We start from the raw sequence: 26489 nt of genomic DNA, 5'->3' as shown, positions 1-26489 counted from the left end.
GTCAGTGAAGGCCCCTCTGAGTACCTTCACTTGGATTGTCTCCTGACTTGAGCCAGCCGTTCCCATCCCACGGCAGCTCTCGTGCCACGTCCCATCGGACCCATGGGAGACCGCCCCGCCAGTCCTGGTGGCCGGTTGCCCATGCCAGCAGTACCGGGGCCACGAAGCCACTGCCGCCCTGGTCCGACGGGACGTCGACTTCGGTTCGGTAGTGTCTGTCGGCGGCTCCGTCCCGGTACTCGAGAACCACGGTGAAATCGTCGTTGAGGGCGACCTGCAAGTAGTGCTGACTGCAGTGCAGTCAGGGCGACACAGACCCGACGTCAGTGAGTCTGGGCGTCTTCGGAGCGGTCGCTGATCCGGCCCGCGGAGAACTCGCCATGACGTCCGGGGGAGCCCTCAGTCGTCCCACGGGATGTGCAGAGGTTTGCGGCGCCATCGGCCGGGGAGTCGCTGATGGTCCTTTGCCGGCCGTACCCACGGGCTCAGTGAACGATCCGGATCAGGCACGCTCGCGGCGTCGAAGCGGGCGTCCAGGTCGGTCAGCAATGTGCCGAGCCCGCTTTCCCTGGCCGTTGGGGACAACGTGTTCATCACCTCGTCCAAGCTGTCCCTGGAGTCAAGGTCATTGCTGTAGGCACTGATCGGATAGAAATCGTCGCTGCCCGACCATCCTGGTTCCATCCGGCATACGAGGCGTTCCCAGGACGCGAAGCGGTCCGCCACCGAGTACACAGGCTTCGTGACCCGCTCCCGCAGATGCGGTGCGATACGCGCTCGTTCCACCTCCAGGCGTTCTGCGTCGCACCGGCCGATCTCCTCCAGCACCGGCCCCGCCAGCGTTTCCCATAGTGCCCTGCTTTCCGGCGCGGACCAGAACACGTCCCTCATTGCCCACCTACTCCTTCAACTGTTTCAAAAAGTAGTCGTAGCCGTCGTCTGGCTGCATGAACGTGCCCTTGTCGCCTTCGCGGATCAGCATCGTTCCCGTGGCATCGTCCCACCAGGCGAAGCGAGGGGTCCCCGACGGGGTGCTCCGCATCCGCAGACCTGGGGAACCGGTCATCATGTCCTCCAGGTGCTCCGGCACGTCCAAGTCGTCCACGCCCGGAATACCGCGCTTCTTGATGTCCCCGTGCGCGGCGATCTTGTCGGCGATCAGCGGCAGGTTGCCCGCCTGGCTGGCGGCATCGGGCTTTCCGATCTCATAAAGCCCGTACGGATCCGCAGAGAGCAGCGGATCGAGGAAGTAGAGGAAGGGGTTGGGCGCGGGCCCGAGCCCAAGAGGATCGCGTGAAAGGTAGCTTGCCGTCTCGGGATCGTAGTAGCGGTGGAAGTTGTAGTGCAGGCCGCTCTCATGGTCGAAGTACTGCCCTGGAGAACGCAGCGCCGTGTACGCGCTGCTGCCTCGGTTCCACGCGGTTACACCCCATAGTGTGCTGCGTGCCTGCCAGGCGAGTCGCCCGTCCCCGTCGACGAGTTCCGTCGGTGCGCCCGCCAGATCGGTCACGATGGCGAGGAATCGTGCGTCTATCTCCTCGTGGGAGGCGGTGAGAATGCGTTCGAACTGGCTGAGAGCGCGCAATCCGTCGTGTTCCCAGGTGATCGCCACGGCATGTGGCTGAGACCCGTCGGTCGTGAGCTGTTCGCAGAGCGTGGTGCCGTCCCAGGTGAAGTCGGTCCGCTCCAGCACCGTGGTCTCGTCCGCACTCACCCTCTCTTTGGCTATCCGGCGCCCCATAGGGTCGTACCGGTAACGCCAGAGCGTGTTGTCGGGTGTACGCACGGACACCAGGCGGTCCTCGGCGTCCCAGGTGTATCTCCAGCTGTCCGGCTTGCGGGACAAGCGTGTGCGCTGCCGCCAGATCAGTCGTCCCTGGTCGTCGTATCGGTAGCGCGTGGCACCTGCTCGGGTCGGCCGGGAGCTCCTGTGGTCACGTGTGCCCGCGGCGGCATGGCCGGGGTGCCGACTCGGCCAGTCGGCGGTCGTCTGTGCTCCGTCGATGCCGTATGCGTACGACTCTGTCCACCCCTCCGCCTGGACACCGGTGGTGCGCCCGGCTTGGTCCAGTTCGAAGGTTCTCGCCGGCCCGTCAGGACCGTCGACTCCGATGAGGTGCCCGTCCGCGCGGTAGTGGTACGAGTGGTTGCGTACCGCATGACCGCCGCCGGTGACGACCGACTGCGCGCTGATCCGTCCGGCGTTGTCGTACAGAAAATCCAGGGACAGCACATCGTCCACTCTCACGGACAGCAGCTGTCCGGCCGCGTCGTGAGCATGCCTCAGGGTCCTGTCGGCCGTTTGTGTGCGGGCTCGATTGCCCCGCTCGTCGTACGCCCAGATGCTGGTCGCTCCGGTAGGAGTCGTGCGGCTCAACGGTCGGCCCGCGAGGTCGTAGGCGAACGTGCTCGTCCGGCCGTTGACTGTCTCGGAAATGACCCGGCCTTCGGGGTCGCGTAGCAGTGTCACTGTGGCGTCCGGGCCCTCGGCGCGAACCAGCCGGTCGTTTAGATCATAGGTGTAGCTGCTGGCCCTGCCGTTCGCGCGCTTCCCGACCATTCGACCGAACGCGTCCCGTGAGATGTGGACATCTTCGCCGAGAGCGTTGGTTCGGAGCACGACCTGGCCCCTGCCGTCATGGCCGTACGTCTGCGTACGGCCATCAAAATCCGTCTCGGCGACAAGCCGCCCAGCGATGTCGTAGGCATACGTCCAACGTCGTCCGTCCTGGCGGCTCACGCTGATCAAACGGAGAGACGGATCGTAGTCGAAGCCATAGCGGACGCCGTCGGGTGAGGTACGGGCCGAGAGCAAGTTGAAGTGGGTGTAGTCGAAACGGGTCACCCCGCCTGCGGCGTCCGTGTGGCTGGTCCGATTGCCCTCGCTGTCGTAAGTCCACTTCTCTCTCGCCCCGTCGGGGCCGGTGCGGCTCAACAGTGCACCGTCGGTGCTCCATTCCATGCACGTCGCGCGCCCAAGAGGATCCGTGATGTGCGTGACACGGCCGAAGACGTCGTGGGTGAACCGTGTGACACCACCCATGGGATCGATGACGCATTCCGCCAGCCCGGCTGCGTCGCACTGGACCCGTGTCACCAGCCCCGTCGCGTCGGTGACCGACGAGAGGTGGCCTGCGTCGTCATAGGTGTAACGAGTTGCGGCACCGCCAGGCTTGATGATGGTGATGCAGTTCCCCCGGGAGTCATACTCGCGACGCACCACTTGTTCGTCGGGGCGAACCAATTCGACTGGTCCACCCATATCGCCGTACACGACGCGGACCGTCGTCCCGTCTGGGCGTCCGGCGCTCAGGAGACGGCCGAGGTCGTCGTAAGCGCAATGGGTGGTCATTCCCAACTGATCGGTCATCGAGGTGGGTCGATGGTGATCGTCCCAGGTGGTGCGAGTCGTTCCACCGAGCGGATCGATCTCCGCGACGATCCGGCAGCCGTCGTCGGCCACGTACTTGGTGACGGCGCCCTCGTGCGTGGTTACGGAGGTGATCCGCCTGCCCGGCCATGCCCGATCGGTGCCGTCGTAATCGAGGGTCAAAGTGAGGTGGCCTGCCTCGCCCCCTTCCGCCACGCAGCGGTCGGCGGCGTCATACGTGTACGAGTAGCCACGGCCGTTGCGGTCGGTCCAAGAGGTGATGCGGTGCCGGTCGTCGTAGGTCAGCAGCATCGGCCGGCCCGCGGCGTTGGCGATCGCACTGAGGCAAGCGTCTGTGTAGGAATACGTGCGCAGGGTTACTTGTTCGCCGTCCTGGCCCGCGTCGACGAGGCACAAGGCTGTGACGCGCCCGTCATCGACCGTGAGACGGAGGTGATAGCCACCGGAATGCCTCAGGGCGAGCGGGGTCCCGTCGTCGGCATGGTCGAAGTCGATGGTGGCGCCGTTGCGATCGGAGATCCGTTCCAGCAGGGCGATACCGTCCCTGGGCAGGCCGAAGCGGTGGACGATGCCAGTTTGCGGATCCTCGACACGGTAGCCGCCGTTGTCCAGGCGGGTCAGCTCGAGGCGGGGGCCCGTCAAGGGGAGTACTGGACGCTGCAAGTCCCTGGGGTGAGGGAATTCAAGGAGCAGACCGTCTTCGGTGACGAACACGAGGCCCGTTTCGTCTACTTCGAGCCGTTGGTCGATGGTGGAAGCCCAGGTGGGACCGAACCACCAACCGCACCGGTAGTCCGAAGCAGCCCGGCGGGTGAAGGCGAGGGGCAGACTGCCGGGAAGGGTGACATCGGTCTCTGGCAGGAACATCGTGCCGGTGGCTATGTCGATCGGGTCGGTGCCCTTGGACCGAACGGCGCTCTTCAGACGGTTGTACGCGCCCTTCGCGCCGTCTTTCAGCATGGCGCGCGCGTTCTTGCCCAGCCCCCGAGTGGCGAGGCTCATGCCCTTCATGCCGCCCTTGAGGTTCCTGAGTTCCTTCGCCCCCTTGGCCAGCTTGCCCAGGCTGGTGATTCCCTTGCCGCCCGGTATGCAGTCCATCGCGGCGAAGGCGACGTCCCAGAGGGACGCTTGGCCTTTTCTGTATTTGTTGAGGGTGTCGGCGAGGACGACGAGGGCGGCGACGAGGACGATGGCACCGAGGACGGGGCCGCCGATGATCATGGCGACGATGCCGACGACCGTGACGACGACCTTGCAGACCGCGACGATCGTGTCCCAGTGGTCCTCGATCCAGTGGCCGACGTCCTGCCACCAGTGACGGTTCTGGATGCCGGCGTCGGAGGCGTCGTCGATCTTGCGTTTGGCCTCGCCCGCCGCGTCGTCGCGCATCTTGCGGGCGTCCTCGGCCATCTTCTTCGCCGCTGCGAGGGCGTTCTGGGCGGTGGTGACGTCCGTCTGGGCCTTGGTGTGGGCGGACTTGGCGTGCTGGGCGTCCTTCGTGGCGGCCCGGACCTTGGACTCGTCCGGCTTGTCGGCGTCCGACTTGCTGCCGGTCGGGTCGTCCTTGTACTTGTCGGCCTCCTTGGTGGCCCGCGTGACCCACGAGTCGGCGGACGTCAGGCGGGACTTGGCCGAGGACAGGTCGGACTGGGCCTCCTTGGCCTTGGTCAGCGCCTTGTCCGCCAGGTGCTGGGCGCGCTCCAGCTTGGGCCAGAAGTCGGCGAGGGCATCCCCGCACATCTCGTACGACTTCTTCAGCTTCTTCAGGTTCTTCGGTACGTCCTTGAACTGGTCCTTGAAGACCTCCGCCGACTTGCCCGCCCACTGCAGCATCGTGTCGTCGCCCGCCATCGCGTGGACCATGCGCAGCGCGTCCGAGACGTCGTCGGCGAAGTCGTGCAGCTGCTTGGCCAGAGTGCGGACCCGTTGCGGGTCGCCCGGTGTGGGGTCCTTGTCCAAGTCCAGTGGATGCCAGTCCGCCGGCCTGTGTCCCGCCATCTGCCTGCAACCCCCGTCGCCTGCGCAGTGTCCTTCGCGTGTGCGGCGTCGACCGTGTACGGCGTCGTACGCGTCAACCGCCCTGTGCACACGCGAACTTACCTGGAACGCCCGTTCGGCGTGAAGTTCGGCCTGGAGCGGAGGGAAGGAAGCCGCCGGCGGAGTGTGGAGTCTCCGGCGGCGGCGCGGTCATGCCGGGCTGGGGCCGGTCAGGAGATCCAGTCCCAGCGGGTGTTGCTGCCGCTGTTCACGTAGCAGGACGCCCATGAGTCGCTCGCCGCGTAGTGGCCCACGTAGCACGGCTCGGGGGAGCCGATGGGGTAGTTGGACGCCACGCCGAAGGAGAACACCTGGTTGTACGCGGTGTTGCCGCAGACCGTCGTGTCGACGTCGTGCGGGAAGTCGCCCTTGGGGCTCTTGGGGATGCTGAGGCAGATCTGGCTGTTGTACTTTCCGCCGCGCACCATCTCGATCTTGCCCGCGCTCGCACCCCACCAGATGGAGCTGTTGGAGCGGTTGCAGGGCACCATTTTGACGGCGTGGGCGTACGTGGTGCCGTTGTCCGTCCCCTGGAGGCACTTCCCGGTCGCGTGGTTCCTGATCATGTGGCCGACGGCGGCGGAGGAGGGTTGCGCGGTGAGGACGACTTGCGTGCCGGCGGCCAGGGCGCATGCCGTCAGCACCACTGCGAGCCTGTGCTTCATGGAGGGCTCCGATCGGACCTTCGTGAGACCCCGGCCAGGGGCCTCGTCTCGCGCGCGGTCGGCCGACCGCGGCGTCCGAACCGAAACTACGAGCGCCCCGACCGCGTTGCGTCGGCCCTGTGGCCGAGCCGCCTCCCCCGGACGGGCGAGGGGGTCTACATCCGGAGCGGGAGGTCGGACGGGCGCGGGTACCCCCCACCCCATTGGCAGAGGTGGGAGGCGCTCCGTGTCGAAGATCTCGTCATCCCACTCCGCGACGGTCGGGTCCAGGATGAATCCCATACGCGCCCCTGGTCTTGCCCGGCCCCGCTCATCATTCTCCAAGCCTCCGAACTCCGCGAGGAAATGCCGAGCCGCGTCGTGCATCTGGAAACCGCCACGTTCCCCCAGCAGGATCTCCCAGCGCTGCGTGGGCACGAGCCGCCCCGGGTACCAGCCCGCCATCCTCAGGACCCGGTCTGTCTCCGCGGACCAACGCCGCCCACGGGTCCGGTCACTGGACCGCGCGTTCGGCATCACGTTCAGCTCGTGAAGCCGAACGTCGACGTCACCGCGTCGAAGATGTCGAAGAACGCGTCGGCGAGGTCCAGGACCTGGCTGCTGCCCGATACCAGCGCGACCTTGCCCTCCTGGCCCGGGACGGGGATGTACGTCTGCATCAGGACGGCGCGGATCGTGCGGTCGAGGGCGTCGTCGGGGACCGGGATGTCCTCGATGCCGTACGTGCGGGCCGCCGGGCCCACGCCGGGGATGTCGACCGTCGTCACCTTGCGCCAGGAGTCGCCCTCGTCGCGGGCTTCCTTCACCGCGAGTTGGGCGGCGATCGCGGCCGGGTCGGTGGAGAGGGGTGCGCCCTCGCGGGTGCGGCCGCCCACCAGGGAGACGGTGACCGAGCCGGTGACCGTCGTGTCGCCGCCGAAGCTCTCCGCCATGCAACCGCAGTACATCGCGCCCGACTTCCACGCGTCCGCCGCCGACTTCCGCAAGAAGGCGGTGAACGTCTCGCGGTACGGCGCCAGTTCCGGGTGCTGTTCGATCCGCTCGCGCACCATGCGGTGGATCGAGTCGTCCCGCGACTCCGGGCGGATGTCGAACTCCCACCACGACTCCGGCACCTTGATCCGGAAGCCGCCGCGCTCGACGGTGAGGGGTTCCGTGTAGCGGGCCATGGCGTGGGTCGTCCCCGTTCCTTCGATCTCGGTCACTCGTGCGCACTGATGTACGGTGCCGCCAGGGTACGAGACCGGGAGACGGGGGAGTCACTCGTGGGCAAGGGCAAGCCTGATCTCGCGCTTCCGCTCAGTGAGCTGGAGGGCTACGGCAAGCAGATCCGGTCGATCAAAAGCCGGCTCAACCACACCAAGAACCTGTTCGAGTCCTACGCGGACGACATCGCCGACGGCACGGTCAACGACGCCCTCGACGACTTCGAGTCCAACTGGAAGGACGGCCGCGGCGACATCTCCAAGCAGCTCGACTCGCTCGCCGGGATGGCGGACACCGTGGTGCGCGAGTTCAAGAAGCTGGACGTCGACCTGGAGCAGAAGGCCAAGGACACGGTGAAGAGCGAGGGTGCGCCGGGCTCCGGTCACGGTCAGGGGCCGGCGCCGAAGAAGGAGTGAAGACGGAGTAGGGCACAGGCCCGGGCGGTACGGGGGGTTCCGGGCGGCCCCCGGGGCGGGCACTGTGAAGAGGAGCGACGGAACGCTTCCCCTGCCTAGGCGGTGACAGGCACATGGCACTGGGTACGGCCACGCCCCCTCACGAGCCGCGGTTCGACGCCGGTCGGATCTGCCTCGACCTCCTCGCGACCGCGCATCCGAACGAACGGCTGCATGCCGTCGAGCCGCTGTGCGGCTGGATCGTCGGCGCCGGGCTCGTGCCGCCCGGGACCCTGCTGGCGCACGCCGACGGCTCCTGGCCGGACCGGTTCCGGGAACTGCGGGGGTGCGTGGGGCGATTGGTGCGGAACGCGCTTTCCGCGGACCCGGTGTCGTACGACCTCGCGCTCCGCCGGCTCAACGAACTCGCCCGGCCCGCGCCCCCCGCCCCCCGCGCCGCCCGTGGCCAGGACGGGACCCTCGTGCGGGAGCTGGCCGGCCCGCCCGAGTGCGCCGCACTGCTCGCGGTCGTCGCACGGGACGCCGTGGAGTTGCTCACCGATCCCGTGGCCCGGGCGGCCGTACGCGAATGCGAGGGGGACAACTGCTCCCTCGTGTATCTGGACACCTCCCGAGGGCGCCGCCGGCGCTGGTGCTCCAGCGAGGTCTGCGGAAACCGGGAGCGGGTCGCCCGGCACCGGCGCCGGGCGGCGGCTCTCGCCCGTGCCTGAGGTCCGGTACGTGCTGTAAGCGCCGGGAAAGACATAGAAACGCCCAAGGTGGTGGCGGAGCCGCCGTCCTCCGTGATTTCCGTAACACCAGGTTTGGTCCCGGCCCGGCGTGGGCAACCCGGTGAGACTGCGGCCCGACTCGGCAGTGTGTCGGAAATGTGAAAACCATACGGTGGGAATGTGTCCGCATGTCCCGCTCGTCACGTCAGCCCACAGAAAACCGTCGCCTCACGTTGAACATCTCCCCGCTTCCGTCCGTACGGGTGGACGAGCGACCGACTGGGGGAACCCCCGGACACCGGAGGTGGGCGTGCGCAAGGATGCGGCCGTGGCCAATGAACGTGGATCGAGGGCCCGACATCGCATGTCCTCACAGCCCTCGGAACCCGATGAGGAGCTGATGCGTGCCCTGTACCGCGAGCACGCCGGACCTCTGCTCGCGTACGTCCTCAGGCTGGTCGCCGGAGACCGGCAGCGCGCCGAGGACGTCGTACAGGAAACGCTCATCCGTGCCTGGAAGAACGCCGGTCAGCTCAACAGGGCGACCGGATCGGTACGCCCCTGGCTGGTGACGGTCGCGCGCCGCATCGTCATCGACGGCCACCGCAGCCGGCAGGCCCGGCCGCAGGAGGTCGATCCGTCGCCGCTGGAGGTCATCCCCGCGGAGGACGAGATCGACAAGGCGCTGTGGCTGATGACGCTGTCGGACGCGCTCGACGACCTGACCCCGGCCCACCGGGAGGTGCTCGTCGAGACGTACTTCAAGGGACGTACCGTCAATGAGGCGGCCGAGACGCTGGGCATCCCGAGCGGCACCGTCCGCTCCCGGGTGTTCTACGCCCTGCGGTCGATGAAGCTGGCACTGGAGGAGCGGGGGGTGACGGCGTGATGAGCGGATACGGGGGACACAGCGGATTCAGCACGGGTGGTCCGGGTATGTCTGGACCCATGGGACCGATGGGACCGATGAGCCCGAGCAGCGAGGGATCATCCCTGCCCAATGAGCACGAGACAGTCGGCGCGTACGCCCTCGGGATTCTCGACGACGCCGAGGCAACCGCTTTCGAGGCGCACCTCGCGGGCTGCGAATGGTGCGCCCAGCAGCTCGACGAACTGGCCGGCATGGAACCGATGCTCGCCGCGCTCGCCGACCTGCCCGGCTCGGGCAGCACTCCCTCGATCGGCGAATCGCTCTCGGCCCGGCCCAGCCCGCGGCTGGCGGAGAAGCTGGTCGTCGAGGTCGGTGACCAGCGGGCCCGCAAGCGCCGCCGCAGTATGTACATGATCGCGGCGGCGGCCGTGCTGATCGTCGGCAGCCCGCTGGCGGTCCTCGCCGCGACCGGCGGTTCCGACGGCGGTACGAGCCAGCAGGCGCTCACCCCGGCGCAGACCACCTTCCAGGCGATGCCCGAGAAGAAGTCGGCCACCGACCCGACGAGCCACGTCAGCGCCACCGTCGGCATGGAGCAGAAGGACTGGGGCACCCAGGCCGTCCTGGAGCTCAAGAACGTCAAGGGCCCCCTGAAGTGCTCCCTGATCCTCGTCGCCAAGAACGGCGAGCGGGTGACCATGTCCTCCTGGTCCGTCCCGAACTGGGGCTACGGCGTGCCGAACGCCCAGACGGAGGAGGCGAAGAAGCCGCTCTACATCGGCGGGGCCGCGGCCTTCAAGCCGAACGAGATCGACCACTTCGAGGTCTCCACGTTCGACGGCAAGAAGCTCGTGCAGGTGCAGGCGTAGCCGCCGTAGCTTTGCCGGGTCTCCTTCGCGTACGGTTGACGGCTGCCCAGCACGTCAGAAGGGGGCCCGGTGGCCGCTCAGGTTCAGCAGTCCGCGGTCGGATCGGTGCGCGACGCCCACGGGGCGCGTGATGCCCAAGAGGCGCGTGTCGCCCACGAGGCGTCCAACGCACGCGACTCCGTGCGCGACCGGGAGATCCGTGTCGAGCAGGAACACCTGGACCGGGTGTACCGGCGGCTCGAGGAGAAGATCCACGAGGCCGAGTTCCTGATGAACGACGCCGCCCAGCGCGGCCAGGTCGGTACGCCCGGCGCGCTCGCCGAGCGGGACGCGCAGGTCTTCCGGGCCGGTATCCACCTCAACCGGCTCAACAACGAGTTCGAGGACTTCCTCTTCGGCCGGATCGACCTGCTGCTCGGCAAGGACGGCAAGAAGGGGCCGGACGGGGCGTACACCGCCGTCGAGCCCGCCGAGGGCGCGGTCCGCGACGACAACACCGCCGACATCGCCGAGACCCTGCACATCGGCCGTATCGGCGTGCTCGACGCCGAGTACGCGCCGCTGGTCATCGACTGGCGCGCCCCGGCCGCCGCTCCCTTCTACCGCTCCACCCCGGTCGATCCCGGACGGGTCGTACGACGCCGGGTCATCCGCTCCAAGGGGCGCCGGGTGCTCGGCGTCGAGGACGACCTGATGCGCCCCGAGCTGACGGCCCGGCTCGACGGCCGTGAGCTGCCCGTCATCGGCGACGGCGCGCTGATGGCCGCGCTCGGCCAGGCCCGCGGCCACACCATGCGGGACATCGTGGCCTCCATCCAGGCCGAGCAGGACCTGGTGATCCGCGCCCCCGCCGCCTCCGTGACGTACGTCGAGGGCGGTCCGGGCACCGGCAAGACCGCCGTCGCCCTGCACCGCGCCGCCTACCTGCTCTACCAGGACCGCAGACGGTACGCGGGCGGCATCCTGATCGTCTCGCCCACCCCGCTGCTGGTGGCCTACACCGAGGGCGTGCTGCCCTCCCTCGGGGAGGAGGGGCAGGTCGCCATCCGCGCGATCGGCTCGCTCGCCGTGGACGCCGTCGGCGCCGAGGCCACGCTGTACGACTCCCCGTCCGCGGCCCGCGCCAAGGGCTCCGCCCGGATGCTGCGCGTGCTGCGGAAGGCCGCGCGCGGAGCACTGGAGCTGAACGATTCGCCGGACCGGCTCCGGGTGGTCGCCTTCGGGCGCCGACTGGAGCTGGAGGGGGAGGAGCTGGAGCGGATCCGCCGCACCGCACTCGGCGGCACCGCGCCCGTCAACCTGCTGCGCCCGCGCGCCCGCAAGCTGCTCCTGGACGCCCTGTGGGAGAAGTCCGGTGCCGGTGCCCGCCACACCGACCCGGAGCTGGCGGCCGAGCTGCGTTCCTCCTTCGACGAGGACATCACCTCCGAGGATCCCTTCATCGCGTTCCTCGACGCCTGGTGGCCCGAGCTGACCCCGAAGGGCGTGCTCGCCGCCATGGCCGACGAGCGGCGGCTGGGCCGCTGGGCCCGCCGGGTGCTCAACCCCGGTGAGGTCCGCAAGGTGGCCCGGTCCCTGAAGCGGGACGGGTACTCCGTGCACGACATCGCCCTGCTAGACGAACTCCACGCCGTGCTCGGCGCCCCGGCCCGGCCCCGCAAGAAGCGCGAGCTGGACCCGCTGGACCAGCTCACCGGCCTTGAGGAGCTGATGCCGGTGCGCGAGGAGACGCAGTGGGAGCGGGCCGAGCGGCTGGCGCAGGAGCGCGTGGAGTACGCGCACGTCATCGTGGACGAGGCGCAGGACCTGACGCCGATGCAGTGGCGCATGGTCGGCCGGCGGGGCCGGCACGCCACGTGGACGGTGGTCGGGGACCCGGCCCAGTCCTCCTGGTCCGACCCGGACGAGGCCGCCGAGGCCCGTGACGAGGCCCTCGGCAGCCGGCCCCGGCGCCGGTTCCGGCTCACCGTCAACTACCGAAACCCGGCGGAGATCGCCGAGCTGGCCGCCAAGGTGCTCGCCCTCGCCATGCCCGGCTCCGAGTCGCCGTCCGCCGTACGGTCCACCGGTGTCCAGCCGCGGTTCGAGGTGGCCGGGGAAGCGCTGGGGGACACGGTGCGGGCGGAGGCCGAGCGGCTGCTGGGGCTGGTCGACGGCACGGTCGGCGTCGTCGTCGCCATGAACCGGCGGGGCGAGGCGCGGCGGTGGCTGGCGGGGCTGGGGGACCGGGTGGTCGCGCTGGGCAGTCTGGAGGCCAAGGGTCTTGAGTACGACGCGACGGTCGTCGTGTCGCCGGCGGAGATCGCCGATGAGTCGCCCGCGGGGCTGCGGGTGCTGTACGTCGCGTTGACGCGGGCGACTCAGCAGTTGACGGTGGTGTCGGGGGAGCGGGACGAACCGGACGCGGGCGGGGTGCCGGACCTGCTGCGGGACTGAGGCGAGCCGCCGCCGGCCGGGGGTGGGTTGCACTCGCTCGCGCTTGCGGGGTGCCGCTGCGCCCACCCGTGCCGCCCTGGGGGTCCCCCCAGGCCCTTGAGGCACTGGGGGAGGCACGCATGCCCGCAGCTGCGTCTACGGGCGGTGCTGCGGGTTGCTCGGTAAAGAAGGCGTCGTGGGGGAATGGGCTTGTGGGATCTGTTTGTTAGCCTTGGTGTGGCACCGGCCCGATCCAAGCCCCCGGGCCCAACCTTCGTCCCTTCGAGGGACCACTTGCCGCGAGGCGAGCATGGCGGGTCGGTGTCATGAACGTGCGGGAGGCCCACGTCACGGATGTGACGTGGGCCTCCTTCTTTGCCCCGACGGCGCCCCTTCCCCTCGGCAGATCATTTCTCGTATGGTGGAAGTCGTTTTCCGAAAAGACCGTCGTCGTCAGTGGCCCCCTGTGAACACAACGTCCGCAATCCGGGGCGACTACCACGTACTCAGGGGTAGGTGCGACGATCGGACGGCACAACTCGCGACACGGTGAAAGCAGAGGAAGTCGGCCATGGCAACGGCGCCCAGCGTCTCCTACTCGATGACGGTCCGGCTGGAGGTGCCCGCGAGCGGAACCGCCGTCTCGCAGCTCACCAACGCCGTGGAGTCCTCCGGAGGCTCCGTGACCGGCCTCGACGTCACCGCCTCCGGCCACGAGAAGCTCCGTATCGACGTGACCATCGCGGCCACCTCCACGGCCCACGCCGAGGAGATCGTCGAGAAGCTCCGCGGCATCGAGGGCGTCACGCTCGGCAAGGTCTCCGACCGTACGTTCCTGATGCACCTCGGCGGCAAGATCGAGATGGCGTCGAAACACCCCATCCGCAACCGTGACGACCTGTCCATGGTCTACACGCCCGGCGTGGCCCGTGTCTGCATGGCCATCGCCGAGAACCCCGAGGACGCCCGCCGCCTCACCATCAAGCGCAACTCCGTTGCGGTCGTGACGGACGGCTCCGCCGTGCTCGGCCTCGGCAACATCGGCCCCAAGGCCGCCCTGCCGGTCATGGAGGGCAAGGCGGCCCTCTTCAAGCGGTTCGCCGGCATCGACGCCTGGCCGATCTGCCTCGACACCCAGGACTCCGACGCCATCGTCGAGATCGTCAAAGCCATCGCCCCCGGGTTCGCCGGCATCAACCTGGAGGACATCTCCGCGCCCCGCTGCTTCGAGATCGAGGCCCGGCTGCGCGAGGCCCTCGACATCCCCGTCTTCCACGACGACCAGCACGGCACCGCGATCGTCGTCCTCGCCTCCCTCACCAACGCCCTGCGCGTCACGGGCAAGGCCATCGAGAACATCCGCGTGGTCATGTCCGGCGCCGGCGCGGCCGGCACCGCCATCCTCAAGCTGCTCATCGCCGCGGGCGTGAAGAACGCGGTCGTCGCCGACATCCACGGCGTCGTGCACGCCGGCCGCGAGGACCTGGTGGGCGCCTCCGCCGACTCGCCGCTGCGCTGGATCGCCGACAACACCAACCCCGAGGGCCTGACGGGCACGCTGAAGGAGGCCGTGCGCGGCGCCGACGTCTTCATCGGCGTCTCCGCCCCGAACGTCCTCGACGGCGACGACGTGGCCGCCATGGCGGACGGCGCGATCGTGTTCGCGCTCGCGAATCCCGACCCCGAGGTCGACCCCGCGATCGCCCGCCAGACCGCGGCCGTCGTGGCCACCGGCCGCTCCGACTTCCCGAACCAGATCAACAACGTGCTGGTCTTCCCGGGTGTCTTCCGCGGTCTGCTGGACGCGCAGTCCCGCACCGTCAACACGGAGATGATGCTCGCCGCCGCGCAGGCCCTCGCCGACGTGGTGACCGAGGACGAGCTGAACCCGAACTACATCATCCCCAGCGTCTTCAACGACAAGGTGGCCGGCGCGGTGGCCGGCGCGGTCCGCGAGGCCGCGAAGACGGCTGCCCCGGCCGAGCAGTAGACGTCAGCGGCGCGCGGGGGAGTGAACAGTGTCCCGCGCGCCGTCACCAAGCTGTGAGGATCACCACGGCGACGCGCCTCACCGGCGCGTCGCGGAACCTCCGGATGCCGGGCGCGCTCTAGGGTGACGGCCGGGCAGCGCTATTCGTGTGACTCCCCAGGGTGCTCTCACGACTCCTACGGGTGCCGGATTGGCTTTCCCGCAGCAGGTAGGGGCAGGATGCGTCCCTGGGCGCGAGCGCATCGGCATCGCAGTGCCTCACATGCGGCTCCGCCGCGTGGCACACCCCAACGGCAAGAAAACACGGGAGTAACAACATGAACCGCAGTGAGCTGGTGGCCGCGCTGGCCGACCGTGCCGAGGTGACCCGCAAGGACGCCGACGCCGTGCTGGCCGCTTTCGCCGAGGTCGTCGGCGACGTCGTCTCCAAGGGCGACGAGAAGGTCACCGTCCCTGGCTTCCTGACCTTCGAGCGCACCCACCGTGCCGCTCGTACCGCGCGCAACCCGCAGACCGGTGAGCCGATCAACATCCCGGCCGGGTTCAGCGTGAAGGTGTCCGCGGGCTCCAAGCTGAAGGAAGCCGCCAAGGGCAAGTAGTTCAGTTCGCCTCGGCGCCGGTCGGCTGAGCGTGGGCGGCTGTCGGCCCGTTGTGGCTGGTCGCGCAGTTCCCCGCGCCCCTTACGGGGCGCTTCGGTGGACGAAGTCGAAATGGGCGGCCCCCCTGTCGAAGGGGGGCCGCCCATTCGTGTTGGCGGCGGCTAGCCGAGTGCCTTGCCCGGGAGTTCTACCTTTGCTCCGAGTTCCACGAGCTTCTCCATGAAGTTCTCGTAGCCGCGGTTGATGAGGTCGATGCCGTGCACGCGGGACGTGCCCTGGGCGGCGAGGGCGGCGATGAGGTAGGAGAAGCCGCCGCGCAGGTCGGGGATGACCAGGTCGGCGCCCTGGAGGCGGGTGGGGCCGGAGACGACCGCCGAGTGCAGGAAGTTGCGCTGGCCGAAGCGGCAGTCGGAGCCGCCCAGGCACTCGCGGTACAGCTGGATGTGGGCGCCCATCTGGTTCAGCGCGGAGGTGAAGCCCAGCCGGGACTCGTAGACCGTCTCGTGGATGATGGAGAGGCCGGTGGCCTGGGTCAGGGCGACCACCAGGGGCTGCTGCCAGTCGGTCTGGAAGCCCGGGTGGACGTCGGTCTCCAGGGCGATGGACTTCAGCTGGCCGCCGGGGTGCCAGAAGCGGATGCCCTCGTCGTCGATCTCGAAGGCGCCGCCCACCTTCCGGAAGGTGTTCAGGAACGTCATCATCGAGCGCTGCTGGGCGCCGTGGACGTAGATGTTGCCCTCGGTCGCCAGCGCCGCGGACGCCCACGAGGCGGCCTCCAGGCGGTCCGCGAGGGCGCGGTGGGTGTAGCCGCCGAGCTTGTCCACACCGGTGATGCGGATGGTGCGGTCGGTATCCATCGCGATGATCGCGCCCATCTTCTGCAGCACGCAGATGAGGTCCTCGATCTCCGGCTCCACGGCGGCGTTGGACAACTCGGTGACGCCCTCGGCGAGTACGGCCGTCAGCAACACCTGCTCGGTCGCGCCGACCGACGGGTACGGCAGCCGGATCTTCGTACCGCGCAGCCGCTGGGGCGCCTCCAGGTACTGCCCGTCGGCGCGCTTCTCGATGGTCGCGCCGAACTGGCGCAGCACGTCGAAGTGGAAGTCGATGGGCCGGCCGCCGATGTCGCAGCCGCCCAGGCCCGGGATGAACGCGTGGCCGAGGCGGTGCAGCAGCGGGCCGCAGAACAGGATCGGGATCCGGCTCGACCCGGCGTGGGCATCGATGTCGGCGACGTTCGCGCTCTCCACGTGCGTCGGGTCCAGCACCAGCTCGCCGGGCTCCTCGCCCGGACGGACCGTCACCCCGTGCAGCTGCAGCAGGCCGCGCACGACACGCACGTCACGGATGTCCGGAACATTGCGCAGCCGGCTCGGCTCGCTGCCCAGCAGGGCGGCGACCATGGCCTTCGGCACGAGGTTCTTCGCACCGCGGACACGGATCTCGCCCTCCAGCGGGGTTCCGCCGTGGACAAGCAGGACATCGTCGTTGACGGTCATGAATCTCGCGTTCCGATGAAGTGGGACAGGGGCCGGCCGATCACGTGGACAGGGGCCGAGAGAGACAGGGTAATCGCGGATCACCCCCCTCCCGTAAGCCCGCGGACGGCTCAGTCACGTCATAGCTGTGTCACAACACGAACCGTTGGCCGGCGGGCACGTGCGGTCACCGGCGCCCGGGACGCGTTCCGGCCCGCTGAGCTGCGTTCACCCGCGTCGGCCGATTGGCTCCCCACGCCGGGGCAAGATGCGGGATCATGTCTGGCATGACCGAGGTGTCCTCGCTCACAGGGCGACTGCTCGTGGCCACGCCCGCCCTGGCGGACCCGAACTTCGACCGTGCCGTCGTGCTCCTTCTCGACCACGACGAGGAGGGCTCCCTCGGCGTCGTCCTCAACCGGCCCACCCCCGTGGACGTCGGCGACATCCTGGAGGGCTGGGCCGACCTCGCCGACGCGCCGGGTGTGGTGTTCCAGGGCGGGCCCGTCTCGCTCGACTCCGCGCTGGGCGTCGCGGTCATCCCGGGCGGCGCGAGCGGCGACCGGGTGCCGCTCGGCTGGCGCCGGGTGCACGGCGCGATCGGCCTCGTCGACCTGGAGGCCCCGCCGGAGCTCCTCGCCTCGGCCCTCGGCTCCCTGCGGATCTTCGCCGGGTACGCCGGCTGGGGACCCGGTCAGCTGGAGGACGAGCTGACGGAGGGCGCCTGGTACGTCGTGGAGTCCGAGCCCGGCGACGTCTCCTACCCGGAGCCGGAGCGGCTGTGGCGCGAGGTCCTGCGCCGCCAGCGCGGGGAGCTGGCGATGGTGGCCACGTACCCGGACGACCCTTCGCTCAACTGAAGGGTGTGAGCTTCAGTACCCTGGGGCTTATGAGCACTCTTGAGCCCGAGCGCGGGACTGGTACCGGGACCCTCGTCGAGCCGACGCCGCAGGTGTCCCACGGCGACGGTGACCACGAGCGCTTCGCCCACTACGTCCAGAAGGACAAGATCATGGCGAGCGCCCTCGACGGCACGCCCGTCGTGGCGCTGTGCGGCAAGGTGTGGGTGCCCGGCCGCGACCCGAAGAAGTATCCCGTCTGCCCCATGTGCAAGGAGATCTACGAGTCCATGGGCAGCGGAGGCGACGAGGGCAAGGGCGGCGACAAGTAGCGCCGCCGCCGGTACGGGCTCACCAGGTCCCCGGAGCACCCCGGCGGGCGCCCTGGGGACCTGTGCCGCTTTCCGGCCGGTGACTGGTCCAGACCTCTTGTGGGGTGGCGGGGGACCTGCCTAGCCTCCTGGGGTGGATCTGATTCCCGCGCCCCAGCGCGCCGCCCGGAACGCCGACGGACATCTGAGCCTGGACAGCGGGACGGGGCTCGAGGCGGGGCCCGGCACGGAGGGGGTCGCCCGCTGGCTGCGGGCCACGCTCGGAGCGGCGACCGGGCTGCCCTTCCCCGAGGCGCGCGACCACGACCGCCGTATCGTGCTCGGCATCGAACCCGGCCTGCCCGCCGAGGGCTACCGGCTCGCCGTCACCCCCACCGGCGCCGAACTGGCCGGTGGCGGCCCCGCGGGACTGTTCTGGGCGGCCCAGACGCTACGGCAACTGCTCGGACCGGACGCCTTCCGCCGCGCCCCGCTGCCCGGCCGACACTGGCGGCTGCCCCTCGTCCGGATCGAGGACGCGCCCCGCTTCCGCTGGCGCGGCCTCCTCCTCGACGTGGCCCGGCACTTCATGCCCAAGGAAGGCGTCCTGCGCTACCTCGACCTGATGGCCGCGCACAAACTGAACGTCCTCCACCTGCACCTGACGGACGACCAGGGCTGGCGCGTCGAGATCGTGCGGTACCCGCGGCTCACCGAGGTCGGCTCCTGGCGCGCGCGGACGAAATTCGGCCACCGCGCCTCACCGCTGTGGGAGGAGAAACCGCACGGCGGCTTCTACACGCAGGACGACATCCGGGAGATCGTCGCCTACGCCGCCGAGCGGCATGTCACCGTCGTCCCCGAGATCGACGTACCCGGGCATTCGCAGGCCGCCATCGCCGCGTACCCGGAACTCGGCAACACCGATGTCATCGACACCACCACCCTCTCCGTCTGGGACACCTGGGGCGTCAATCCCAACGTACTCGCCCCCACTGACACCACCCTCCGCTTCTACGAGGGCGTCCTGGAGGAGGTACTCGCCCTCTTCCCCTCGCAGTTCGTCCACATCGGCGGCGACGAGTGCCCCAAGGACCAGTGGCGGCGGTCCCCGCGCGCCCAGGCCCGGATCGCCGAACTGGGCCTCGCCGACGAGGACGAACTGCAGTCCTGGTTCGTCCGGCACTTCGACACATGGCTCTCCGCGCGCGGGCGCAGGCTCATCGGCTGGGACGAGATCCTGGAAGGCGGCCTCGCCGACGGCGCCGCCGTCTCCTCCTGGCGCGGCTACGGCGGCGGGGTCGCGGCCGCGCGCGCGGGGCACGACGTGGTCATGTGCCCGGAGCAGCAGGTGTACCTGGACCACCGTCAGGACCCGGGCGAGGACGAGCCCGTGCCGATCGGCTTCGTCCGCACCCTGGAGGACGTCTACCGGTTCGAACCCGTTCCACCCCAACTCACCGAGGACGAGGCCCGGCACGTGCTGGGCACCCAGGCCAACGTCTGGACCGAGGTGCTGGAGGACCACGCGCGCGTGGACTACCAGGCGTTCCCCCGCCTCGCCGCCTTCGCCGAGGTCGCCTGGAGCCGCCTCCCCGCCCCGGCGGAACGGGACTTCGCCGGCTTCGAGGGCCGTATGGCCGCCCACTACCGCCGGCTCGACGCCCTCGGCGTCGCCTACCGGCCACCCGCCGGCCCCCGCCCGTGGCAGCGGCGCCCAGGCGTGCTCGGCCGCCCGGTCGACGGACCGCCCCCGATCAAGTAAGGGAACAAGTAAGGGAAAACGGCATCAAGGGTCACCGAAGAGTGTCAATCGCCCCACACTGGTGATGCTGTACGAAATCGGACCATCTCCCTGGTGAGATGGGCGAATGCCTCCTAGCGGACCCCCGGGTCCGGGTCTTGCGAAGATGTGCCAGAGTTGCCACGTCCGCCCTGTGAGCACGTACCGTACGGCCACACAGGTGGGACCAGGTGGGGCAGCGGGAAGGGGCAGCCGGTTTTGACCACGCACGCACCGCGGACGGCGCAGGCCGTCACGTTGCCCACGACGCTGGACGAGGCCGTGGCGGCCCTCACGGCCATGCCCACCGCCGTCCCCGTCGCGGGCGGCACCGACCTGATGGCCGCCGTCAACTCCGGTCAGCTCAGACCCGCCGCCCTGGTCGGCCTCGGCCGGATCAGCGAGATCCGCGGCTGGCAGTACCAGGACGGCCACGCCCTGCTCGGCGCCGGCCTCACCCACGCGCGCATGGGCCGCCCCGACTTCGCGGCCCTCATCCCCGCGCTCGCCGCAGCCGCGCGCGCCGCGGGCCCGCCGCACATCCGCAACGCCGGCACCCTCGGCGGCAACATCGCCTCCGCCGCCCCCACCGGGGACGCGCTGCCGGTGCTGGCCGCCCTGGAGGCGACCCTGATCATCGCGGGGCCGGGCGGCGCCCGCCGGGAGATCCCGGTGTCGCACCTGCTGGCCGGCGTGGAGATGCTGCGCGGCGGCGAACTCATCGGCTACGTGCGCGTGCCGCTGCTGCACGCCCCGCAGGTCTTCCTGAAGGCGACCGGCCGGACCGGACCGGGCCGCGCGGTCGGCTCCGTGGCCGTCGTGCTGGACCCCGCCCGGCGCGGGGTGCGCTGCGCGGTCGGCGCCATAGCGCCCATGCCGCTACGGCCCCTGGAGGCCGAGCAGTGGGTCGCCCGGCTCATCGACTGGGACAACGACCGCGCGCTCGTCCCGGAGGCCCTGCACGCCTTCGGCGAGTACGTCGCCGCGGCCTGCATCCCCGACCCGGCCCCGGAACCCGACGGCTCGGTGCCCCCGCTGCCACCCGCCGTACTGCACCTGCGGCGCACCGTCGCCGCGCTGGCCCGACGAGCACTGGGGAGGGCGCTGTCGTGACCGACGACCCGTACGCAGAGGGCGCCGCCCCGCAGGGCGCAGGCCGCTGGGACCCGCTGCCCCAGGGCGACTACGACGACGGCGCCACCGCCTTCGTCAAGCTCCCCGAGGGCGGCATCGACGCGCTGCTGTCCGGCGACAGTCCGCTGGCCGCCCCGGGGCACGGCTACGTGCCGCCGCAAATAACGGCGGAGTCCGGCGAGTCCGCCGCGGGCGCCACGGGAGACGCCGGCCCGGAGCAGGCGTGGCCCGCACCCGGCGGACAGTGGCCCGACCCGAACGCCGTACCGCACGAGCAGGGCGCGGGTACGGACGACCGGTTCACGTACCAGCCCGCCGCGACGCAGCAGTGGACCTTCGAGGAGCCCGCCGCGCCGTCGGCCCCCGGTCACGACGTCACCGGACAGTGGTCCATCCCGGTCGCGGGCGGCGACCTCCCGGACGAATCGGGCGAGTTCACCACGTCCTCGCTGGTCGAGCAGTGGGGCGGCGGCACCCCGCCGGCCACCCTCCCCGGCGGCGCCCCCGCCCCCTGGGCCACGGAAGGCGCGGGCCGGCCGTGGAGCCCACCGCAACAGGATCAGCCGGCCGGCGAAGGCCGTCCGACCGAAACCGCCGCCCCCCACACCGGCCCGGCTCCGGACGGCGACCCGGCGCACACCGGCTCGTACCCGGCCGACGGCCGGGCGCACCCGGGGGACCCGGACGGGTCCCACCTGACCGGCGCCCAGGACCACACCGGCGCCCCAGGCCGTGTCGACGCCCACGCGGACGCCGCGCACATGACCGGTGGCACCCACGCGGGGCCCGGTGTGCCCGACGGGACCGGCACCGGGTACCCGGCGGACTCCGCGCGGCCCGCGCCCGCCTCAGGGCACTCCGCTGCCGACGACGCCGGTGATGACGTAGGCGCGGCGGGTCCGGCCGACGGTCGCGCCGGGGCGGGCGGTTACGGCCCCGCGGAGGGGTCTGGGGCGTCCGCCGACGTCCCGGCGGCCCACACCCCGGACGGGGCGAGCGGGCCCGCGTCACAGGCCGGGACGCGGGCCGCCACGGCCGCCGGCGTACCCGCCTCCGGCGAGCACATCGTGGCCACCGGTCCGGCAGGCCCGGCGGACGGCACCGGCGTGACCGACGCGACCGGAGCGGCGGACACTCCGGCCCCCGCCGGGTCCGCGGGGCCCGCCGCCGACGGCCCGGACGCGCCCGGGACTCAGGCCGACGCGGACCGCCGGGAGACGGCCGGCGAGCACAGCGCCGCCGACGGTCCGGACGCCGGGGACCTTGCGCCCGTCCCGCCGCACGACGACCACCCCCTCGCCTCCTACGTCCTGCGCGTCAACGGCGGCGAGCGGCCCGTCACCGACGCCTGGATCGGCGAGTCCCTGCTGTACGTCCTGCGGGAGCGGCTCGGTCTCGCGGGCGCCAAGGACGGCTGCTCGCAGGGCGAGTGCGGCGCGTGCAACGTGCAGGTCGACGGGCGGCTCGTGGCCTCCTGCCTGGTTCCGGCGGTCACCGCGGCCGGCAGCGAGGTCCGTACGGTCGAGGGCCTCGCCGTCGACGGGCAGTCCTCCGACGTGCAGCGGGCGCTCGCCCGGTGCGGGGCCGTGCAGTGCGGTTTCTGCGTGCCGGGCATGGCGATGACCCTGCACGACCTGCTGGAGGGCAATCCGGCGCCGACCGAACTGGAGACCCGCCAGGCGCTGTGCGGCAACCTGTGCCGCTGCACCGGCTACCGGGGCGTCCTGGAGGCCGTCAAGGAGGTCGTCGCCGAACGCGAGACGCAGGCCGGCGCGGACATCGAGTCGGACGGGGACGAGGCACGTATCCCCCATCAGGCCGGACCGGGCTCCGGAGGCGTCCACCCGTCGGCGTTCGACGCGCCGGGCGTGTTCGACCCGCCGGGCGGCTTCACCGCCCCCGGCACCATCCCCGGCCCCGCTCAGGGCCCGCACGAGCAGACGTACGGCCAGGACGGAGGCCAGGCGTGAGCAACGAAGCCGCCACCGCGACCACGACCCCGACCACCGCCGCGGACGCGGCCCCCGTCCCGGAGCCGTTGCCGCACGGCCTCGGCGCCTCCCTGCCGCACGCCGACGCCCGCGCCAAGACCGAGGGCACGTTCCCGTACGCCGCCGACCTGTGGGCCGAGGGCCTGCTGTGGGCGGCCGTCCTGCGCTCCCCCCACGCGCACGCGCGCATCGTGTCCATCGACACCTCCCACGCGCGTGAGATGCCCGGCGTCCGCGCCGTCGTCACCCACGAGGACGTCCCCGGCACCCCCCGGTACGGGCGGGGCACGCCCGACCGGCCGGTGTTCGCCTCCGAGGTCGTACGCCACCACGGCGAGCCCATCGCCGCCGTCGCCGCCGACCACCCGGACACCGCGCGGATGGCCGCCGCCGCCGTCATCGTCGAGTACGAGGTGCTCGAACCGGTCACCGACCCCGAGCAGTCCTTCGAGGCCGAGCCGCTGCACCCCGACGGCAACCTGATCCGGCACATCCCGCTGCGCCACGGCGACCCGGACGCGGTCGGCGAGGTCGTCGTCGAGGGCCAGTACCGCATCGGCCGCCAGGACCCGGCCCCGATCGGCGCCGAGGCCGGCCTCGCCGTGCCCCGGCCGGACGGCGGGGTGGAGCTGTACCTGGCCTCCACCGACCCGCACGCCGACCGCAACACGGCCGCGGCCTGCTACGGCTTGTCCCCCGATCAGGTGAAGATCGTCGTCACCGGGGTGCCGGGCGCCACCGCCGACCGCGAGGACCAGGGCTTCCAACTCCCGCTCGGCCTGCTCGCGCTGCGCACCGGCTGCCCGGTGAAGCTCACGGCGACCCGCGAGGAGTCCTTCCTCGGCCACGCCCACCGCCACCCGACCCTGCTGCGCTACCGCCACCACGCCGACGCCGACGGCAGGCTCGTCAAGGTCGAGGCGCAGATCCTGCTGGACGGGGGCGCGTACGCCGACACCTCCGCGGAGTCGCTGGCCGCAGCCGTCTCGTTCGCCTGCGGGCCGTACGTCGTCCCGAACGCGTTCATCGAGGGCTGGGCCGTCCGCACCAACAACCCGCCCTCCGGGCATGTGCGCGGCGAGGGCGCCATGCAGGTGTGCGCCGCCTACGAGGCGCAGATGGACAAGCTGGCGAAGAAGCTCGGCGTGGACCCGGCCGAACTGCGGCTGCGCAACGTCCTCGCCACCGGGGACGTCCTGCCGATCGGGCAGACCGTGACCTGTCCGGCGCCGGTGGCCGAACTGCTCCAGGCCGTCCAGGAGTTCCCGCTGCCCGCCCTGCCCAAGGACACGCCCGAGGAGGACTGGCTGCTGCCCGGCGGCCCCGAGGGCGCGGGCGAACCGGGCGCGGTGCGCCGGGGCGTCGGCTACGGGCTCGGCATGGTGCACATGCTCGGCGCGGAGGGCGCCGACGAGGTCTCCACGGCCACCGTGAAGGTGCACGACGGCATCGCCACCGTGCTGTGCGCGGCGGTCGAGACCGGCCAGGGATTCACGACGCTCGCCCGGCAGATCGTGCAGGAGACCCTCGGCATCGACGAGGTGCACGTGGCGCCCGTCGACACCGACCAGCCGCCGGCCGGCGCGGGCTGCCGCAGCCGGCACACCTGGGTGTCGGGCGGCGCGGTCGAACGGGCCGCCAAGATGGTCCGCGCGCAACTGCTGCAGCCCCTCGCGCACAAGTTCGGCATGTCCACCGAGCTGCTCCAGATCACCGACGGCAAGATCACCTCGTACGACGGCGTGCTGTCGACGACCGTCACCGAGGCTATGGAGGGCAAGGAGCTGTGGGCCACGGCCCAGTGCCGCCCGCACCCCACCGAGCCGCTGGACGGAGCCGGGCAGGGCGACGCCTTCGTGGGCCTCGCGTTCTGCGCGATCCGCGCGGTGGTCGATGTCGACATCGAACTGGGCTCGGTCCGCGTGGTGGAGCTGGCGGTCGCCCAGGACGTGGGCCGGATCCTGAACCCGACGCAGCTCGCGGCCCGGATCGAGGCGGGCGTCACCCAGGGCGTGGGCATCGCGCTCACCGAGAACCTGCGCACGCCCCGCGGTCTGGTCCGCCACCCCGACCTGACCGGCTACGCCCTGCCGACCGCCCTGGACGCCCCGGACATCCGGATCGTCCGGCTGGTCGAGGAGCGCGACGTGGTCGCGCCGTTCGGCGCCAAGTCCGTGAGCGCGGTGCCCGTGGTGACCTCCCCGGCTGCGATCGCCTCCGCGGTGCGCGCGGCGACGGGCCGCCCGGTCAACCGCCTCCCGATCCGCCCCCAGGCAGCGGTCGTCATGGACCGGTGAGCGGCCCGCCCTCGGCGTGGGTGAGCCGCGCTCTGTGGGAGGCCGCCTGGCGCGGGGGAGGGCGTTCGCAGGGTGCGGCTCCGCCGCGTGGGTGGATTCCCGGACGGGCGGAACGCGGGCGGGGCCACCGGCGTCCTTCTCCGGGGGCGTTGTCAGTGGTGCGGCGTAGTGTTCCGAGCAGTGGGGGACGGCCGCTCCCGGCACACCGCCGGGCGACGGCCGGGCGCGCCCTGACCGGACACTGTGCAGCACGCGGGGGAACCATGAGCACCACCGACGCCGGGTCCACGGCGATCACGCTGACCGAGGCCGAGCTGGCCGGTCTCGTCACGCACGCGCCGACGCGCGGCCTGCTCACCGGCCCCGGACTGCCCGCCGGCACCGACCTGCTGACGTTCTCTCCGCTGCGCACGCACGGGCTGCGCAGACTGGGTGACGCGGCGGACGGTCCGCTGCGGGTGGCGGAGGAACTGCGGGACCGCCTGGTGATCGGTGAACTCCTCAGCCCGGCGGACATGGAGCGCGAGTCCATCCTCCTCGACGGCAGCACGGGCGAGGTGACGACGGCCTACCTGTTCCACCCGTGCGACGCCCGGCCCTTCGCCCCCTCCCTGGAGACGCTCCTGCGCTTCGCCGCCGTCACGGAGGAACTGGCGGGCCTGCGCGGCCGGTTCGCCGCGCTGACCGGGCAGTACGGCCCGCAGGTGGTCGCCGACGCCTCCCGCAGCCTCTTTGCCCTGTTCGAGGAGGGTGCCGGCGGTGAGGTCCCGCCCTACTGGAAGGCGGCGGCCCTGATCCGTCCGCTCTCCCTCGTCGCCGGTCCGGGTACGGCGTCCGGGCTGACCCTGGACCTCCAGGCCCGCCTGCTGGAGCAGGAGTTCGGGCCCGGCCGGGTCACCCGCTTCGAGGAGGTCGACTTCCCCGGCACGCTCACCCACGAGCCGACCCGCCGCTTCCTGCGCGAGACGGGCCTGCCCGAGGAGGCCGTCCTCTTCCACCTCGACACGGACGTCCTCCTGCCGACCCTCACCGACTACTACGCCGCCGAGCGTCCCGACTTCCCGCTGTCCGAACTCCCCGCCCACGCCGGCCACTTGATCCGCCTCGGGGACCTGGTCGCCGACAACAGCCTGGTGGTCGACGGCAGAACGGGCGCCGTCCTGAACTTCAGCGAGCCGGAGGCCACGCTCTACCCCCTGAACACCGACCTCTCCACCCTCGCCTTCACGCTCTGGCTGCTGCACCACGAGCGCACCATCGACGAGCACCTGGGCAACGAGCTGACGACCGAGGCGTACGAGCAGCTCGCGGCGGCGATGATCCACACCCTGGGGGCCGTCGACCCCACGGGCACGTACCCGCACACCGACTGGCACTACTGGACGGAGCTGTTCCAGGACGAGGCGGGCGGGGTCCTGTGACCCTACCCGTGCCGCTGGCCCTGGAGAACATCGCCGCCCTGTTCTCCTGGCCGGGCGAGGAGC

At 71.0% G+C, this 26489-nt stretch carries 19 protein-coding genes and 1 pseudogene; 14 read left to right on the top strand and 6 right to left on the bottom strand.

The features are described from left to right. Positions 1–399: 399 nt before the first annotated feature. The 5 genes and pseudogenes from ABZ854_RS28140 to ABZ854_RS28120 form a co-directional block, all read right to left on the bottom strand. Positions 400–891 (bottom strand): hypothetical protein, encoded by a 492-nt coding sequence (locus tag ABZ854_RS28140; protein ID WP_361215893.1) that lies wholly within the window; start codon positions 889–891, stop codon positions 400–402. 7 nt (positions 892–898) lie between these two features. Further along, on the bottom strand, positions 899–5350 hold the full coding sequence (locus ABZ854_RS28135) for a DUF6531 domain-containing protein (protein ID WP_361215890.1): 4452 nt from the start codon (positions 5348–5350) through the stop codon (positions 899–901). A 248-nt stretch (positions 5351–5598) separates the two neighbouring features. After that, positions 5599–6093, bottom strand: a complete 495-nt coding sequence (locus ABZ854_RS28130; RefSeq protein WP_361216009.1) for a hypothetical protein — start codon at positions 6091–6093, stop codon at positions 5599–5601. Between the two features lie 270 nt (positions 6094–6363). After that, positions 6364–6609: pseudogene (locus ABZ854_RS28125) on the bottom strand (SUKH-3 domain-containing protein); the annotation flags it as partial. A 5-nt stretch (positions 6610–6614) separates the two neighbouring features. Next, a complete protein-coding gene (locus tag ABZ854_RS28120) occupies positions 6615–7262 on the bottom strand; it encodes a hypothetical protein (protein WP_361215995.1) in 648 nt (215 codons plus the stop codon). 96 nt (positions 7263–7358) lie between these two features. Here ABZ854_RS28120 and ABZ854_RS28115 point away from each other — a divergent pair, with 96 nt between their 5' ends. The 7 genes from ABZ854_RS28115 (at position 7359) to ABZ854_RS28085 (ending at position 15169) form a co-directional block, all read left to right on the top strand. Then, positions 7359–7715 carry a hypothetical protein gene (locus tag ABZ854_RS28115; RefSeq protein ID WP_361215886.1) on the top strand — a complete coding sequence of 119 codons (357 nt, stop codon included), beginning with the start codon at positions 7359–7361 and terminating at the stop codon, positions 7713–7715. Between the two features lie 113 nt (positions 7716–7828). Then, the gene (locus tag ABZ854_RS28110; protein WP_361215883.1) at positions 7829–8425 is read left to right on the top strand and encodes an ABATE domain-containing protein; all 597 of its coding nucleotides are present in this window, start codon (positions 7829–7831) and stop codon (positions 8423–8425) included. A gap of 304 nt (positions 8426–8729) precedes the next feature. Further along, a complete protein-coding gene (locus ABZ854_RS28105; protein ID WP_030167252.1) occupies positions 8730–9314 on the top strand; it encodes a sigma-70 family RNA polymerase sigma factor in 585 nt (194 codons plus the stop codon). A gap of 77 nt (positions 9315–9391) precedes the next feature. Further along, positions 9392–10165: a zf-HC2 domain-containing protein gene (locus ABZ854_RS28100; RefSeq protein WP_361215880.1), complete on the top strand. Its 774-nt coding sequence runs from the start codon at positions 9392–9394 to the stop codon at positions 10163–10165. A gap of 180 nt (positions 10166–10345) precedes the next feature. Beyond that, entirely contained in the window at positions 10346–12601 is a 2256-nt protein-coding gene (locus ABZ854_RS28095) for a UvrD-helicase domain-containing protein (RefSeq protein ID WP_361215992.1), read from the top strand. Between the two features lie 550 nt (positions 12602–13151). Beyond that, entirely contained in the window at positions 13152–14570 is a 1419-nt protein-coding gene (locus tag ABZ854_RS28090) for an NAD-dependent malic enzyme (protein ID WP_361215877.1), read from the top strand. A gap of 317 nt (positions 14571–14887) precedes the next feature. Then, positions 14888–15169, top strand: a complete 282-nt coding sequence (locus tag ABZ854_RS28085; RefSeq protein WP_361215874.1) for an HU family DNA-binding protein — start codon at positions 14888–14890, stop codon at positions 15167–15169. Positions 15170–15330: 161 nt separating this feature from the next. Here the strand turns inward: ABZ854_RS28085 and murA are convergent, their stop codons facing one another. Beyond that, entirely contained in the window at positions 15331–16671 is a 1341-nt protein-coding gene (gene murA / locus ABZ854_RS28080) for a UDP-N-acetylglucosamine 1-carboxyvinyltransferase (protein ID WP_129308881.1), read from the bottom strand. A gap of 266 nt (positions 16672–16937) precedes the next feature. On the opposite strand from murA, the gene ABZ854_RS28075 reads away from it, so the two are divergent. The 7 genes from ABZ854_RS28075 (at position 16938) to ABZ854_RS28045 (ending at position 26426) form a co-directional block, all read left to right on the top strand. Continuing rightward, entirely contained in the window at positions 16938–17510 is a 573-nt protein-coding gene (locus ABZ854_RS28075; protein ID WP_361215990.1) for a YqgE/AlgH family protein, read from the top strand. 29 nt (positions 17511–17539) lie between these two features. After that, positions 17540–17821 carry a DUF3039 domain-containing protein gene (locus tag ABZ854_RS28070; protein WP_030651613.1) on the top strand — a complete coding sequence of 94 codons (282 nt, stop codon included), beginning with the start codon at positions 17540–17542 and terminating at the stop codon, positions 17819–17821. A gap of 133 nt (positions 17822–17954) precedes the next feature. Next, positions 17955–19565, top strand: coding sequence for a beta-N-acetylhexosaminidase (locus tag ABZ854_RS28065; protein ID WP_361215870.1), 1611 nt, complete (start codon positions 17955–17957; stop codon positions 19563–19565). 237 nt (positions 19566–19802) lie between these two features. Further along, on the top strand, positions 19803–20696 hold the full coding sequence (locus ABZ854_RS28060) for an FAD binding domain-containing protein (RefSeq protein ID WP_361215867.1): 894 nt from the start codon (positions 19803–19805) through the stop codon (positions 20694–20696). Then, positions 20693–22687 (top strand): 2Fe-2S iron-sulfur cluster-binding protein, encoded by a 1995-nt coding sequence (locus tag ABZ854_RS28055; protein WP_361215864.1) that lies wholly within the window; start codon positions 20693–20695, stop codon positions 22685–22687. The genes ABZ854_RS28060 and ABZ854_RS28055 overlap by 4 nt, the downstream gene beginning before the upstream one ends. Next, positions 22684–25005: a molybdopterin cofactor-binding domain-containing protein gene (locus ABZ854_RS28050; RefSeq protein WP_361215861.1), complete on the top strand. Its 2322-nt coding sequence runs from the start codon at positions 22684–22686 to the stop codon at positions 25003–25005. Before ABZ854_RS28055 ends, ABZ854_RS28050 begins: the two co-directional genes overlap by 4 nt. Before the next feature lie 263 nt (positions 25006–25268). Further along, on the top strand, positions 25269–26426 hold the full coding sequence (locus ABZ854_RS28045; protein WP_361215858.1) for an SUKH-4 family immunity protein: 1158 nt from the start codon (positions 25269–25271) through the stop codon (positions 26424–26426). The last annotated feature ends 63 nt before the right edge of the window (positions 26427–26489 follow it).

This window comes from Streptomyces sp. NPDC047028, assembly GCF_040644095.1.
Taxonomy (GTDB): Bacteria; Actinomycetota; Actinomycetes; order Streptomycetales; family Streptomycetaceae; genus Streptomyces.
This window is presented reverse-complemented; position numbering and strand designations above follow the sequence as displayed.

Coding starts and splice junctions, on each gene's coding strand:
- ABZ854_RS28110 (WP_361215883.1), top strand. CDS start 7,829: ATGGCACTGGGTACGGCCACGCCCCCTCACGAGCCGCGGTTCGACGCC.
- ABZ854_RS28075 (WP_361215990.1), top strand. CDS start 16,938: ATGACCGAGGTGTCCTCGCTCACAGGGCGACTGCTCGTGGCCACGCCC.
- murA (WP_129308881.1), bottom strand. CDS start 16,671: ATGACCGTCAACGACGATGTCCTGCTTGTCCACGGCGGAACCCCGCTG.
- ABZ854_RS28070 (WP_030651613.1), top strand. CDS start 17,540: ATGAGCACTCTTGAGCCCGAGCGCGGGACTGGTACCGGGACCCTCGTC.
- ABZ854_RS28100 (WP_361215880.1), top strand. CDS start 9,392: ATGAGCCCGAGCAGCGAGGGATCATCCCTGCCCAATGAGCACGAGACA.
- ABZ854_RS28130 (WP_361216009.1), bottom strand. CDS start 6,093: ATGAAGCACAGGCTCGCAGTGGTGCTGACGGCATGCGCCCTGGCCGCC.
- ABZ854_RS28140 (WP_361215893.1), bottom strand. CDS start 891: ATGAGGGACGTGTTCTGGTCCGCGCCGGAAAGCAGGGCACTATGGGAA.
- ABZ854_RS28090 (WP_361215877.1), top strand. CDS start 13,152: ATGGCAACGGCGCCCAGCGTCTCCTACTCGATGACGGTCCGGCTGGAG.
- ABZ854_RS28045 (WP_361215858.1), top strand. CDS start 25,269: ATGAGCACCACCGACGCCGGGTCCACGGCGATCACGCTGACCGAGGCC.
- ABZ854_RS28120 (WP_361215995.1), bottom strand. CDS start 7,262: ATGGCCCGCTACACGGAACCCCTCACCGTCGAGCGCGGCGGCTTCCGG.
- ABZ854_RS28085 (WP_361215874.1), top strand. CDS start 14,888: ATGAACCGCAGTGAGCTGGTGGCCGCGCTGGCCGACCGTGCCGAGGTG.